This window comes from Aliiglaciecola sp. LCG003 (genome assembly GCF_030316135.1).
In the GTDB taxonomy this organism is placed as follows: Bacteria; Pseudomonadota; Gammaproteobacteria; order Enterobacterales; family Alteromonadaceae; genus Aliiglaciecola.
Window position 1 is genome coordinate 1636626 of sequence record NZ_CP128185.1, and the last position, 14971, is coordinate 1651596.

12 protein-coding genes and 1 tRNA gene are annotated in these 14971 nt (G+C 43.5%); 5 read left to right on the plus strand and 8 right to left on the minus strand.

Annotated elements, in window-relative coordinates:
• Positions 1-240: 240 nt before the first annotated feature.
• Positions 241-1233, plus strand: a complete 993-nt coding sequence (locus tag QR722_RS06900) for an NAD(P)/FAD-dependent oxidoreductase (protein WP_286286521.1) — start codon at positions 241-243, stop codon at positions 1231-1233.
• Between the two features lie 122 nt (positions 1234-1355).
• On the opposite strand, the gene QR722_RS06905 is transcribed toward QR722_RS06900, so the two are convergent.
• Entirely contained in the window at positions 1356-2888 is a 1533-nt protein-coding gene (locus QR722_RS06905; protein ID WP_286286523.1) for a cryptochrome/photolyase family protein, read from the minus strand.
• Positions 2889-3183: 295 nt separating this feature from the next.
• On the opposite strand from QR722_RS06905, the gene QR722_RS06910 reads away from it, so the two are divergent.
• Entirely contained in the window at positions 3184-3900 is a 717-nt protein-coding gene (locus QR722_RS06910; RefSeq protein ID WP_286286525.1) for a substrate-binding periplasmic protein, read from the plus strand.
• 193 nt (positions 3901-4093) lie between these two features.
• A tRNA-Met gene (locus QR722_RS06915) sits at positions 4094-4170 on the plus strand.
• Positions 4171-5074: 904 nt separating this feature from the next.
• On the opposite strand, the gene QR722_RS06920 is transcribed toward QR722_RS06915, so the two are convergent.
• From QR722_RS06920 to QR722_RS06935, 4 genes are all read right to left on the minus strand, one after another.
• Positions 5075-6184, minus strand: a complete 1110-nt coding sequence (locus tag QR722_RS06920; protein WP_286286527.1) for an efflux RND transporter periplasmic adaptor subunit — start codon at positions 6182-6184, stop codon at positions 5075-5077.
• Positions 6177-9323, minus strand: coding sequence for an efflux RND transporter permease subunit (locus tag QR722_RS06925; protein WP_286286529.1), 3147 nt, complete (start codon positions 9321-9323; stop codon positions 6177-6179). The genes QR722_RS06920 and QR722_RS06925 overlap by 8 nt, the downstream gene beginning before the upstream one ends.
• Before the next feature lie 154 nt (positions 9324-9477).
• Positions 9478-10242: a thiol:disulfide interchange protein DsbG gene (gene dsbG, locus QR722_RS06930; protein ID WP_286286530.1), complete on the minus strand. Its 765-nt coding sequence runs from the start codon at positions 10240-10242 to the stop codon at positions 9478-9480.
• Positions 10239-11075 carry a TlpA disulfide reductase family protein gene (locus QR722_RS06935; RefSeq protein ID WP_286286533.1) on the minus strand — a complete coding sequence of 279 codons (837 nt, stop codon included), beginning with the start codon at positions 11073-11075 and terminating at the stop codon, positions 10239-10241. Before QR722_RS06935 ends, dsbG begins: the two co-directional genes overlap by 4 nt.
• A gap of 181 nt (positions 11076-11256) precedes the next feature.
• On the opposite strand from QR722_RS06935, the gene QR722_RS06940 reads away from it, so the two are divergent.
• Positions 11257-11931, plus strand: coding sequence for a response regulator (locus QR722_RS06940; RefSeq protein WP_286286536.1), 675 nt, complete (start codon positions 11257-11259; stop codon positions 11929-11931).
• Positions 11928-13265 (plus strand): sensor histidine kinase, encoded by a 1338-nt coding sequence (locus tag QR722_RS06945; RefSeq protein ID WP_286286537.1) that lies wholly within the window; start codon positions 11928-11930, stop codon positions 13263-13265. Before QR722_RS06940 ends, QR722_RS06945 begins: the two co-directional genes overlap by 4 nt.
• A gap of 277 nt (positions 13266-13542) precedes the next feature.
• Here the strand turns inward: QR722_RS06945 and QR722_RS06950 are convergent, their stop codons facing one another.
• The 3 genes from QR722_RS06950 to QR722_RS06960 form a co-directional block, all read right to left on the minus strand.
• On the minus strand, positions 13543-14238 hold the full coding sequence (locus QR722_RS06950) for a hypothetical protein (RefSeq protein WP_286286539.1): 696 nt from the start codon (positions 14236-14238) through the stop codon (positions 13543-13545).
• Between the two features lie 119 nt (positions 14239-14357).
• Complete coding sequence (locus tag QR722_RS06955) at positions 14358-14675, minus strand: hypothetical protein (RefSeq protein ID WP_286286541.1); 318 nt, start codon at positions 14673-14675, stop codon at positions 14358-14360.
• Entirely contained in the window at positions 14675-14896 is a 222-nt protein-coding gene (locus QR722_RS06960) for a hypothetical protein (RefSeq protein ID WP_286286543.1), read from the minus strand. The genes QR722_RS06955 and QR722_RS06960 overlap by 1 nt, the downstream gene beginning before the upstream one ends.
• Positions 14897-14971 lie beyond the last annotated feature (75 nt).

Below are 14971 nucleotides of genomic sequence, written 5' to 3' on the forward strand. Positions count from 1 at the left end.
CTTATCGGCTTTTTTGTGTTTATAAATCATGATCTTTCTAACTCTCTTTGCCATATTAGTGATAGGCAGCAAGGTAAATAGCTAAAAGTGCTAAGATGATTCTGTTACATAGGGCCTGAACATTATGGACAGGCAACTACCTTGCACTGTTCGATCAATCTTTGTATTCATGCTCACCGGCTAAATATAAATTTCAGTCACCCATATCGAAATCTAACTTGTGCAGCTTAACGGATCTTAATGACTAAAAATATTGCCATCATAGGTGCGGGTTTAACAGGCTTAACCCTTGCCGAAAGTATGAAAGATTATGCAACTATCTCTTTATTCGAGAAAGCCCGTGGGGTGGCCGGACGTATGTCTACCCGTTACGCTGACGAATACCGATTCGACCATGGGGCACAATTTTTCACTGCACGCTCAAAGGGTTTTAAGCACTTTTTACAACCCTTTATTGAACAAAGGGTTGTGCAAGAATGGACGCCCAAAGTGATGACCTTAGAGCATGGTAAAAAATATTATAAGCGTGACTGGTTTGAACCGCACTATAGCGGCTCGCCAAACATGAATTCCTTATGCCGTGCTATAGCCACTTCGCATAATGTTAACCTCAGAACCCAGATTGAGCGACTAAGCCAAGAAGCCCACGGCTGGTATTTAATCGATAGTGAAAATTTATCTCATGGCCCCTTTGATTGGGTGATCAGCACTGCGCCATCGCCACAGGCTGCCAATCTTATGCCCTCGGAGTTCTCCGGTCATGCACTAATAGCAAATACAAAAATGCAAGGTTGCTATAGCCTTATGTTGGGTTTCAACCATGACTTGGCCTTAAATTGGCAGGCCGCCAAGGTTAAAAACTCACCCATAGAATGGATCTCAGTCAACTCATCAAAACCCGATCGTAATCCAGACTATTCATTGCTTGTCCAAACAACCAATCAGTGGAGCGAGGCTCATCTAGAAGATGAGCAGGGCCAGGTCCGTGAGGTTTTACTTACTGAGTTAGAAAAGTTGTTAGGACGGGATATGCATGATGCCGCCTACCAAAGCCTGCATCGTTGGCGCTATGCCAATACTCTCATTGATCAGAATGCAGAAAAAGGAGACGGCTTTTTCATCGACGAAAAACTCCAGCTTGGGGTATGTGGTGATTGGTGTTTGCAAGGTCAGGTTGAGTCCGCTTTCTTAAGCGCGCATTACCTTGCTGAGTCGTTAAAAAGCAAGTTGTGAATTGCTTGGTCTTCTAAAGATGTAATGGCTTCATGTACGTTTGCACTCTGTATTGGCTGGTGCAAATTTTTACATCGACCCAAACCTTAGCCAGTGGAATAGCTGTTGACAGCTGGCTGAAATCACACTCCTTCATTGTTCCCTAAAGCTCGTAAAAATAGTTGGCTATCATTTTGTATTGCCAGAATTTTTTCTTTGTCCATACGTTCTAGCGTTTGGTAAATCATTGCTAGCCGATGATTTCCCCGCAGTTTAGCTTGATTACGGATTAAAAAATCCCAGTAAAGGTAATTAAAAGGGCAGGCATCTGGCCCGATTTTTTTGCTAACCTTATACTTACAACCTTTACAGTAATCCGACATTTTATTTATGTAGGAGCCGCTTGCTGCGTAGGGTTTCGAGGCCAAAAGACCCCCATCAGCGAATAAAATCATGCCGCTTACATTGGGTAATTCCACCCACTGATAAGCATCGGCAAAAACAATCATATACCATTCATTTACCTCATCTGGATGTAGGCCAGCGATTAGTGCAAAGGTTCCAAGCACCATAAGTCGTTGAATATGATGAGCATAGGCATTTTGCTTAGTCTCTTTGACACATTGGCTAAGACAGTTCATTCTTGTTTTAGCGCCCCAATACAGCGCAGGCAGCTTACGTTTGGCTTCTAACACGTTCACTGATTGGTAGTCGGGCATTTTCAACCAATAAATTCCCCGTACATATTCCCGCCAGCCAATGATCTGCCGAACAAATCCCTCCACTGCATTCAACGGCGCATTACCGCACCGGTAAGCTTGTTCCGCCGCTTTTACACATTCCAGCGGAAGTAGCAGTCCACAATTGATATAAAAGCTTAGATGACTGTGATACATCCATGCTTCTCCCTGAATCATGGCATCTTGGTAGTCACCAAAATTACACAAACGTTGTTGGATAAATTTATCCAGCGCTTGCAAGGCCTGTTGCCTTGTCACAGCGAAATGAAAGGGCTCTAGATCACCAAAGTGATCAGAAAAGTGTTTCTCTACAAGGGCCATAACCTCTTGTGTGATCGGGTCTGGCGTGGAGCTAAAGGTTGGCGGGATAGTGAGACCGTTTTTAGGCGGTTTTCGGTTTTGGTTATCATAGTTCCATTCACCTCCTTCAGGCTCACGGCCATTCATTAAGATGCCATATTGTTTGCGCATCTCCCGATAAAAGTATTCCATTCTCAGCTGTTTACGGCCCTTGGCCCAATCCGTAAAGCCTTGATGTGAGCACAAAAAACGCTGATCAGCACGGATCTGCACTGGAACGCTGCAATTCCAAGACTTGATGTCATTCAGTACTCGGTATTCCCCAGGCTCTGTGACTATTAGCTCTGTGGGGGCAAAGCGTTCGATAGCCCGTGTAACTTCACCAGAAAATGAACCTGTATTATCAACATCATCAAGCTGGGTGTAATGTACCTGATAGCCTTTTGCTCGCAGCTCTTGGGCAAAATGCCGCATAGCTGAGAAGATAAAAGCGATTTTCTTTTTGTGATGTTTAACATAAGTTGCTTCATCCCACACTTCGCACATTAAAATCACATCTGTGCTTTTATCCGTGTCGGCTAAACTCGATATGCTGTGACTTAATTGGTCACCCAAAATGAGGCGTAAACTATGCATAAATATCCAGCGTTAGGTGCTCAGTTAATAAAATAAGCTCGCGGCAGCTGCAAGCTATGGTGAATGATTCAGTCTATACCACAAATTCCCCCCGTGATGTTTACTGAACCGCCAGATTTAGCACTATTTGAGTCGCAATTATACGGCGCTAAGCAAAGGACAGATCAATAGCAATAGGCTGTTATTCAGGGCGTTGGATGATCCTCGGCTATACTAAAGTGTAATAGATAAAAATATTCAATCCTTTAATCTGCTCCAAAGGGATTAACGTGATGATAATTTTAGGTCGATACATATGAACATCTACTCAAAATCATTTTCTGTTTTTCTATGTTTGATCTTTGCAGATTTAGCACAATCACAGGACGTGGGGGAAGTTACTACCGAGAAAAAGATTAGGTGTGCCACCACGCATTATCCGCCTTTCGCTATCTTCGAGACACCGGGTCATGAGGTACGCGGTAGCGATGTGACAAAACTGCGTAAACTGGCTATCGATTTTAACTGGAATATGAAAATTGATAATGTCCCATGGAGCCGTCTTAAGTTGATGCTTGGCACCTCAACCTACGACTGTTATTTTTCTTTGGGGGATTTTCCCTATCGTCGAGAGCTAATCAATTACACCGACTATCCTCTGCATGTCAGCCGATATGGACTCTTCTACAGAAAAGATTTTGCACCGAAAAATATCAACAACCTGGGCATAGTTCGAGGTATTCGGGTTCCTGAATCAATGTCATTATCAATGCATTTAGCGAGTGCCAATGTGAGCGAATTCCCCAGTAATGAAGTCCTACTGGGTATGTTGTTAAAAGGACGTCTCGATGCCTTTGTGACAAATTCTGCTTCTGGTAAATATTTGTTGGAACAGACGGGAGTAGAAAATAGTGTATCTGTAGATACATATGATGGATATGCTTTACCTACATTTTTAGTGTTTAGTAAGCACTTTTCAAAAGAAATAAATCTGGAAGAGGTTAATGCCTGGTTGAAAAGCAACCTGAACTAAATTGCTAGCCAATTAGCTTGTGCTCTTGCTATCCCATTGTTGAGTTGAATAGTTCTGGTTATTACCGATATATTTCCACCACAAAGGTAATTATTTTCGAATCATCCTTGCACCATATTCTTGAGTATGTATAATGCGCTGCCTAACGAGGGGATAGTGACATTTAGCACTCTTTCGTTGAGAAGATTTCAGACGCGGGATGGAGCAGTCTGGTAGCTCGTCGGGCTCATAACCCGAAGGTCGTAGGTTCAAATCCTGCTCCCGCAACCATATACGATTAAGCCGATAAGTTACCTTATCGGCTTTTTTGTTTTTGGCTCGTTCATTTGATTTACGGTGCATAATTTATAAATCCCTTTGCTGCAAGTGTAAGCTCACATCTATTGATATTGGCACTGGGCCGGTTTAGCAAGAAATGAGGTTCACGCTATCGCATAGCAGACCTAATTGCCCTTTTCGTACCCCACTATTTAGATTATGCTCATCTTTGGCTTTAAAAACAGTGCTCCGGCAAATGACTTGGGCGATAACCGCATTGCGAACCCGCTTTACTAGCCGGTTTCGAAAGTGAACTCATACAAGAGATCATAGATAAAATTGAAGATGGCTTGGCACTGAACTTAGGGTTGATGCCATGTGGATGATACTTATCATCGAATGGGTACAGGGCGACTACGATTCATCTGATTTAACTTATACTTTTCATGGTTACTGGCCAAAAAATTGGACATCAGTAAAGTCTTTGTCTGCCCTGATGCAGGGTACTTTTTATTAAGGTAGCTAAGTATATTTTGAATTACAAACGGGTCTGTGATGCAAATTAACACCGTAAGACATCATAAAGAAACTTTGGACTGCACTGCAAATAGCGAAACTGACGTAAATATTGTCTGGTCCACAGAAGTGGCCCATGTAAAAAGGAAGGGCGTCCTATCGATGGTGTTGCGAACCTCGCGAGGTACAATAGACATGAATAAGTTGCCTATGCGATTGGTGTAAACTAAGCTGGCCGGAATGCCGAAAATACCTAGCGTTTCATGAGCTAATTAGCCACACAAGCGGCTCTAGATATCTACGCAGGTTACGGCCTTAATCTCTTCCTTTAATGTATCTTTTTAGTAAAGACCGATGTGCATACAATATAAAATTACCATAACTAGCGAATGAGTCTATTTTATTCCATCAAAAACGCATTGGGATTCAAAACCACTTTATCAACATGATCCAAACTACCCCGTAATGTGACACGGTTGCTTGATTTGGAGATGATCTCAACTTTATGGAATTTTATTTCTCCATTGCTAATGCCAATTACCGCGTCGTGACCTTCATGGTAACTGATAGCTGAAAGTGGGGCGCTCCAAACAGGATTAGTCTTTGCATCTGAATTGGTGTTGATAGCAACAGTCCCGCGCAATCCCGCTGGTAATTTATAGTCACGGTTATCGATTTCAGCTTCCACTAACATAGTTCCCGATTTTTCATCTATAAACTGAGACAACCGCATAATACGCCCCTTAGCAGTGACGCTCTGATAACCAATGAAATTGGCAAACACCTCATTGCCTACCACTATGTTTCCTAGTTCATTTTTGGGGACACGAATGCTTAAACGTAGCCGTTGGGTATTGGCAATTTCAAAAAAGTATCTGTCGTTTTGTGAGCTATCTGCACTAGCAAGATCACCTACCTCGAGACCCTTTGCAACTATATAGCCTGCAAACGGCGCGCGGATCTCAAGCAAAGTTTGATGTGATAGATTTTCTTCCAATTGAGCTTCTAAACCAGTAATACTGGCTTGCGTCTTTGCGACTTGGAGGCGCAATCGATCTCGATCTGAACCACTAATCAAATTATCCGCTATCAATTGCTCAGCTCGCTGGAAATTTAGTTGGTTAAGTTCTAATTCGGCCTTTGCTGCGTTTATATCAGCTAGAATTTTTTTTTCCTGAGCCATAATTTGCGGATTATCGATTATGGCCAATAACTCGCCTTTGCCAACTTTATCTCCTATATCAGCAAATATTGCGGTGATAAATCCGGAGGATCTGGAGAATAATTTTGCAGAGTGCATTGGTAGCGACAATGTTGGAAGGTTTACTATTTGTCCGGTAGCAGCGACTTCAAGACTCACTGTTTGTATATTCTGTATTTGTGACCGTAATGTAGATGCAATTTTTTTCTGGCCAGCCTCTCGAGCGCCCGCCAAAGAGTGCATACTGACTGTCAATAATAGAATAAAACAATATAGCTTTAGGCGCATTTTTTTATGTGAATTAAACAAGGGAACTTTCCTCAGCGTCATTGAATAGAGATTTAGTACGCATACTAAGTATTAGCGGAACTAGGGTTAAAGTTGCAGGGGTTCCTAAAAGCAGCCCCCCAATAACCGCTCTGGCTAATGGCGCATTCTGCTCAGCGCCTTCACCTAATGCCAATGCCATAGGGATCATTCCCATTAGCATGGCTATCGCAGTCATTATCACCGGTTTAAAACGAGTTCGTAGGGCACCTATTACCGCCATTTTCGCTGACTTTTTCAGCAACATTTCACTGCGTGCGAAACTGACCACCAACACACTGTTTGCAGTGGTCACTCCCATAACCATAATCATGCCCATAAACGCAGACACACTAAGAGGGGTCTGCGACACAAGAAGTGAAATAAGTGCCCCGGTAATAGCAAGTGGCATTGCACTGAGTGCCACTAGTGGCAGCGCCCAGGATTGGAAATTGATTGTCATGAGTAGATAAACAAGCAGTGCGGCTATAATCATACCTGCGGCCAGTTCTCCATATGCATTCAGCATATCTTTCGCCTGACCATCAACTGAGATAGAATTTCCTAGTTTCAGCTCGGCGCTAAATTTGTCAGTCAATGCAACAACGTCATCATAAACTCCTCCCAAATCCCGTTGCTCAACATTGACTAAAATACTCACAACAGGCGCGAGCATTTGCCGCTCAAACATAGCTGGCTGGGTACGCTCCTCTACCGTTACAACATTTCGTAGTAACACAATGTCATCAGCAAAAGTTTTTAACGGAATATTTAATAGTGAATTTAACGAATCTAAGCGGTGAGGGGGGATCTGTGCTGCAACGATATAGCTGATACCATTATTAGCCCAACTATTAGGGAAATACGATGCACTTGAACTCAAACTGACCAAAATCGCACGACTAATATCAGTCACGCTCACCCCCAACTGTGCCGCACGGATACGATCTACACTGATATTTAAATCGGGCCAAGCCATAATTTGGCCAAGCATGACATCGACTGCGCCGTCTACAGAGAGCAATTCATTTATTAGTTTGCTCGCGAGCTGAGTATTTTCTGGTATGTTTCTACCCTTAATATTAATTTCAATTGCAGAATCTGCCGTGCCATTAAGGGTTTGCGAGATAATATCTGCAGGTCGAAACAAAACGTCATATGTTGGGTATCGAATATTAAGTTGCTGCCTTATTTTACGAATGTACTCCTCGGTTGGTGAATGGTCTGGATTCAGTTGAATGAGTAGTTCACCTTCGGACGAGGCACTGATCATTGAGTTAATCCAGGTTCTGTTTATCGGATCTGGTGGGCCGATGTTCTCCACAATAGTGTGAAGTTCATGGACCGGAATCACTTCACGAATTAGGCGTTGGACATTAGCAAATTTCTTGGCCGTCTCCTCGAGCCGATTACCACTACCCACGCGCAAGTGCAGTCGAATAGCACCCGCATCTGATTTAGGGAAATAATCCTTACCTAAGGAAGATACTGCAGCGACCATGGTCACAGCGACTAGTAATAATGTCAGCAGTAGAATCCGACCTCGGTAGTCCATTAGCTTTCGTATATTTGCAGTATGCCTGTCAATGATACGATCTAACTTTTCTTCGATTTGATGATGAAATCGCTGTAACGGTGAGGTTCGGATTGCTCGTAGCTCACGTTCTGCTGGCAACAGCATAAATGCAAGCGTAGGCACCAGCGTTCGTGACAGAATAAATGAGGCAAGCATGGATAACAGCACAGCCAAAGCTAAAGGTTCAAATATATACGAGCTTGTCCCTCCCAGTAAAAAAATAGGGATGAGCACGATACAAATACTTAAAGTAGAGACGAGTTCAGGAAATACTATCTGGCTGGCACTATCGATTACGGCCTTTCTAACAGACTTGCCGGAGTCAATATTACGGTTAATATTCTCAATTTCTACTAGGGCATTATCGACCAAAATACCAATTGCCAACCCCAGTCCGCCGAGAGTCATGAGATTGAGAGTATGACCCAATGCAGTCAATCCAATTACAGACGTTAATAATGCCAGTGGAATAGAGATCAAAACGATGACAGTACTGCGTAGACTGCCCAAAAATAATAATACGACTGCTGCGACTAGCCCGGCCACCAGCAACGCCTCGGTAAGAACAGCGTCTCGAGATGCCAACACGAATTTAGACTGATCAAAAATGGGAGTAATCGTTAAGCCCTGTGGTGTGTCTTTTCGGATCTGTGGCAATCGGTGCTTGATTTCATTGATGATATCAACAGTTGATGCTTGACCTAGTTTAAGTACGGAGACGATGACACCGGCTTGCCCATCCACTCTGGCCATACTTGTTGCGACAGCTCCTCCATCGCGGATTTGTGCTACATCTCGCAATTGAATTAAACCGCTTTTGGTATACTTCACTGGAATGTCCGCGAACTCACTCTCATCGCTAGGGCTGGCGTTGGTTGAAACCGTGAATTCCAACTTCCCTTGTCGTAAAACCCCAGAAGGTAAAGTTACATTTTGTTGATGGATGGCTTGGGCCACATCTTGAGCCGTAACCCCATAGGCTTGCAAGCGAAGGGGGTCTATATCTATCATTAACTGTCGCGGTGCCCCTCCAAACGGCAAACTTAAACGTAGCCCAGGGATAGATTGTATCTGACGTCTAAGTGACAAGCGTGCATAGTCGTACAATTGAGATTGAGTCATATTGGATGACGATAGGGCTAATTGTAAGATTGGGACACTGGAGGTGGTGTAATTCACAACCAATGGTGGTGTCATGCCAGATGGTAAGCGCTTTAATATGGTTTGCGACACACCTGTAATCTGCGTTAATGCCATTTCGAGTTTTGCATCAGGATGAAATTCTACCCGGATCAAGGAAAAACCATTACCGTTTTCTGAAGATATTTGCTTAACATCGTCAACATTATTCATGATGGCGATTTCACTGAATGAAGAAATTTTTGCCGCCATGTCTTTAGCACTGAGCCCAGGATAGGTCCACATGACATTTACGTAAGGTATGTCTATAGACGGCAGTACATCAATCGAGACCTGTTGCATTGAACGCCCACCAATTAGCAACAGCAACAAAACTAAAGCGCCAATGGTATAACGTTGACGTAAAGCAAATTTAACAACCCACACGGAATCCACACCTTTTAAATGACGACAAGGGACAAACTTACGTCCACCAACATTGAATGGTTACGTAAACAATTCAAAGTGAAAGATATCTAACCTAGATTAAGTTCAGATTAAGGATCCGAGTATTTCCAAGTTAGTTTAACTGTATGGCATGTTAGCGTTGCATCACAGGCCCAAATATTTGGCTTAATACAGATTGTGTAGGGAGGCCCATCTGTTGCTTGACGGCACCTGAGGCGCTACGGTAAAAGGTGGCGGGTGTGGCGCTGACACCGAAATCCTGCATAGTTTGCCTATTTTCCGTTAACTTATTGAGTACCTCGGCAGAAGCATTCTGCAAAGGTTTAAGCTCAGGGTCTAAATTTCCAGCTTCATGCTGGCCCAATATGGCAGAGGGATCGTCGGCAGTGAATATCGCGGCCGCTTTCCCATGACTGTCTGCGGACAAGATACCGACCAGAATATGGCGGATTTGAACTTGACCTGAGGCGACCCAAGGACGGGCGCTTTGCCAGAATTTTTTGCAGTAGGGACAGTTAGGATCGGTAAATGTGTAAACTATGCGCTCTGCCGCTTCTGAGCCATCTGCAATCCAGTGACTGGACTCAAGCTGTTTCCACTCTTTGTCACTCTTAGGGCCAGTAATGTAGGCTTGTAGTGCCTGCTCACCTAGATTAATGCCCGTTGCATCAAGCATCGCACCTGTGAATAAATATTTCTTATCAGCAGTGACGTAAAGGGTCATAGCTTGACCTCTAAAGTCTGCTATATAGCCCATTACACCGGACGGGGCATCGAACTGATCAACGATTTCAACGCCTTGCTGAGTCAGTAATTTAAGGGGGGCAGGTAAATCATCTATTCCTGCGATCGCGGTATTAGTAAATAGTATAAGGGTAACTAATCGTAAATATTTCATGGCTTTTCCTTTGTTAGGCTCTCATTTGCTTTGAATAGCTGTAGATAATGGGAAAGGCTAGCATTCGATAACTCGCCCATGTGGCTGGCTATCAACTTCCCTGAAGCGTCGAAGAACAGAGTCGTTGGCAAACCAGCCGCGCCGGATGCGCGACTCAACTGACTAGCTGGGTCATAAAAAATATTGTTCAAATGCAAGTCTTCTGACGCAAGAAAGCGCTCGGCCGCTATGTGATCTTCGCCCTGATTAATGAACAAAAACGACATAGATGAATGGTGTTTCTGTGCAGCCTGCAAAACCGGCATTTCCCTGCGGCAAGGAGGACACCAAGACGCCCAATAGTTAATTACTATTGGTTTACCGATATAAGTTTGTAAATTGACTAAAGTGCCGTTTTTTTCACGCACTGGGATCTGTGGGATTGTTACGTCAGAGCTATACCAATGCACGGCAATTTTTAATGGAAGGATCACACACAACGCACTAATGCTAGCTTGCAGATAGGTTTTGGATATGGCTTTTTTACCCCGGGACGAGGCAATTAATACCACTATTCCTGCAAGCCAACCGTAGTAGGGTATAAATCCGCCGTCGCGAACATTCACAATCTGCCACCACTGCTCTTGATAAGCTGGCCACAACTTAATTATGAACCCAATTCGAGCAATTATAAAACCAGCCACTACTGCTTTGAAAATTCCATTCAGTGCCTGTGCGTGCGGTGGTTTGTTGTGTAGTAACCAGTGAGACAAGATCCAGAATATGATGATACCGACAGTGGTTATTAACAGCGATACTGACACCGCAATTGGCCCGAATGAAATACTTAACATGACTGACTTTTATCTTTTCTATGCAATTGATTGGCGCAGTTTGAAGTAATCAGATTAAGTCTATATGAAGAATAGAAAAAATTTTTACGGCTTCCCTATGTGGCCGATTAGCCCTTGTTCAAAGGGCGCAACCCAAGGTATCCTTTGGGCAGCGTAACCTAGTATAAAAAGAGTTCAGCCTGTGCATATTTTGTTAGTCGAAGACGATGAGGTAATTGCCGATGCAATTGTTACATATTTAACCACTGAGGGAATGGCAGTTGATCACGTAAGTACCTTGAATGCGGCAGGGACCTTTATAAAAAGCAGTCATTTTGATATGTGCATACTCGACCTTTATCTACCCGATGGCGATGGGATAGATTGGCTGCTGTGGTTACGTAAGCAAAAATATTCGTTACCTGTGTTAATACTTACCGCTAGGGACTCAATCGAATCTAAGGTAGCCGGCTTACAAAAAGGTGCTGATGACTACCTGTTAAAACCCTTTGATCTTCGAGAATTATTTGCGCGCTTAATTAGTTTGCAGCGCCGAGCAGCAAATCGTTTGTCAAATTCTATTCAGCATGGTTTGCTAAATTACGATGTGGAAAAACACAGCGCCATGTTCAACGGCATCCAGGTCTCCTTATCCCGCAACGAAGATTTACTACTTGCTACTTTTTTGAATAATCCCCAGCGAATTCTTACCGAAGGTCAACTTAAAGATGTGTTGTATGGCGTCTCAGACGATGTAGCGAGTAATGCTTTGAACGTGCACATTTATAATTTGCGTAGAAAGTTAGGATCCCAAGCAGTTGAAACCATAAGAGGGATTGGATTTCGATTGGGTAAAATGGAATCGGCTCCCCTATGAGTTTACGTTTACGTCTTACCCTTTTGGTCGCCGCGGTTTTTCTTGGCTTTTGGTTGGTATCGAGTATTTGGTTGGTGGCCGGCTTACGTAGCGAGTTGGACACCGCATTAGACCAACGTTTGCAATCTACGGCTTCTATGCTCAGTAATCTATTAGCGACAGTCCCAGAAAATGCATTAGGAAAAACTATTCCGTCCTTATTGCAGGGGAATGAATTCGGCAATGCTAAGGGGTTGTCTTGTCAAATCAGTTCCCTCTACGGCTCCGTTTTAGCCAGCAGTAATACCGAAATGCGGCTGGCAACCACAGAGATTAACGAAGGCTTTTCATTGATAAGTTCTGAGAATTCTCAATGGCGTACTTTTGCTCTACAGACTGACAAATTCATTATTACCATCGCAGATAGCATTAGTGAGAGAGAGTCCCTCCATTTTAATTTGTTAAAAAGTACACTTTTACCTCCGGTTATTGCCCTATTGGCATCTTTAGCGCTACTTTGGATCGCGGTTGGACGGGGGCTGTTGCCGATTAAAAATCTGGTTTTTGCAGTGGAAAGACGCGGAAGTGATGACTTGTCTCCTGTGGAACTGGATAAACCTTCGCCAGAATTGCAACCATTAGTTGCCAGCCAGAACGCTTTACTGAAGCGTTTGTCTGAAGGAATGCAACGAGAACAACAGTTTACCAATAGTGCAGCCCACGAACTTAGAACTCCGCTAGCTGGGATCTTATCTCAAATCCAGCTAGCAGAACTATCAACGGGCACTGCGCAGGCAAAGGCCCTGAAACAAGCTCACAAAAGTGCTCATCGTCTGCATAGCATCTTAGATAATCTATTGGCGTTGGCAAGAGTCGATTCAGATCAGGTTTTAATACCTGCTACATCTTGGTCACTGGGGAAAATGATTATTGATTTGGAACGGGAAGTATGTGTAGAAACACATCAGATAAGCTATCAGGTCACTGCAGATTGTGAAATAAAGTTCGTCCCTAAACCTTTGATCGCAATTGTTTGTCGAAATGTACTGGAGAACGCGTTGAAATACAGTGTTCCAGACTCTGTGGTCACCTTATCGGCTCAGTCCACATTGCAGGGACTCAAAATAGAGGTGAGAAATACTGGAAACGTTAATCAAGAAGATATACCCCATTTGACTTCCCGCTTCTGGCGCAAAGGAGAGAGGCAAGGTGCGGGGTTGGGTTTGTCGATTGTGAATGCCATCGCGACTAAATATAACGGATCACTTGGATTCGAAAATCAGGGGCCTGATTTTCTAGTCACATTTTATCTGCCTGCTGTAAGCACAGTTTATACTAAGCGACCGGCTAAATGATCTTGCGTAAGTCTAATTAAGATTTGCTCCATGCAAGCTGCATTAGTGCGATTAAAGACCTTGTTGACACGGCTTATAATAGACACCAGATAGCTTACGTCATTTAATTGCTTGACCTCTTCGATCTTAGGTCGTAGGTTCAAATCCTGCTCCCGCAACCATATACGATTAAGCCGATAAGTTACCTTATCGGCTTTTTTGTTTTTGGCTCGTTCATTTGAATGGGGCAAATGATGTCGAGCGATATTTTAATGCAACTGCTTGAATAGCCGAGCTATTAGGATTTTTCAACTGCTGGTACAGACATGTCGTTGACACCATCACCATCGGTATCAATTTCGACTCCCACATCGATAGCCCCTAGCGGGTTTAATAACCAGAGCCGTGTACTATTTTTGCCGAATTTTCGTATGGTCCTGTCCAATTTCCCAGTTACGTTAGGGTTATCGACGAATGCCCGACGTCTGACGGCAGTGTATCCGTCGGAAAACTGATCCATCCAATAGATACAGACCTCATCGCCTGATTTATCCACTCTGAGCAAAATAGAATGGATGGCACCGCTAATTGCTCCTCCAAAGAAGTGAGAGCCATCGGCTAAACTCTTGACCTTTTGCTGCAGAGCCTGCTCAATTCCATCCACTTGCGAGCCATCTTCCGTTTGCCACTGCCCGTGTTTTGTTGGTCGGAATATCATCTCTTGGAAGACAACGCCTTCATGGACAAGTGCTCTAAATACTCGGTCGATGGTGTTAAGATGACCTTCTTTTATACCTCTTTGGATTTCCTTTCGTCTTGCCCGTCTAAAAAATGATTTATGGAATGGCCCTTTAAATCCAAAATCTTCACCGAAAAGCGCGCCTAACCCAATATATACTGCTTTCATGCATCCCCCTCTGGAGGTCGGGGCAACTTGGGTTTGATATTGCTTTCCGAGTTCGATTACGGCATCTTGGCTAAATATATGACTCATAATAAGCTTCCTTTCTTGACTAAAAACCGTTGAATAAGTTGGCTAAGTCAAGGCCTGACACCTTTACAAAAATGTCTTACCTTTTGCGATTAGCCAACAAAATTATTGCCTGATAGGGACTAATTTAAAAGTGACTTCATCAGCGATTTGGTATCACTTTCAAGCTCGCAGAGGTATTCCTTAAATTCTGCTAGCTCTTGATCGTCCAGCTTTCTATCGTTAGACAGAGCTTGGTTTAAGATTTCTGAGATTGACAACAAATCAATCATGTTGTCGACTGCTTCGTAAAGTTGCGGTTCACTGGCTTTTTGTAAGGCACTGACAAGTAAATCATCCACATCGTCATCCTGCAATGATTTGCCAACCACTTGATTTGCGACACGCATGCCAATACCTGTCATTACTTCGTCAATTTCATTATTGGTAAGATCAGTCATCACAATACTCCTCGGGTTAGCTTGGCCAAAGTCGCGCCTGCTATAGGTCCGCCAAAGGCCGTTCCCCCGGAAGCGACGCCAGCGATGACTGCTCTTTTTAGGAGTTTTCTTCCGTGTTTTTGAGCCGTGCTAGATGCCCGTCTTGCCGCTGTTCGACCAATGCCAGTTGCGGTATGTTTAGCTTTATTAGCTATCCTTTTAATTTTACTAAATAAACTCATAATAATTATCCTTGCTCAAATATTATACTGAGATCCAATTTCTCAGTAGTGGTTCAAGACTCCGTCTGTAAACCA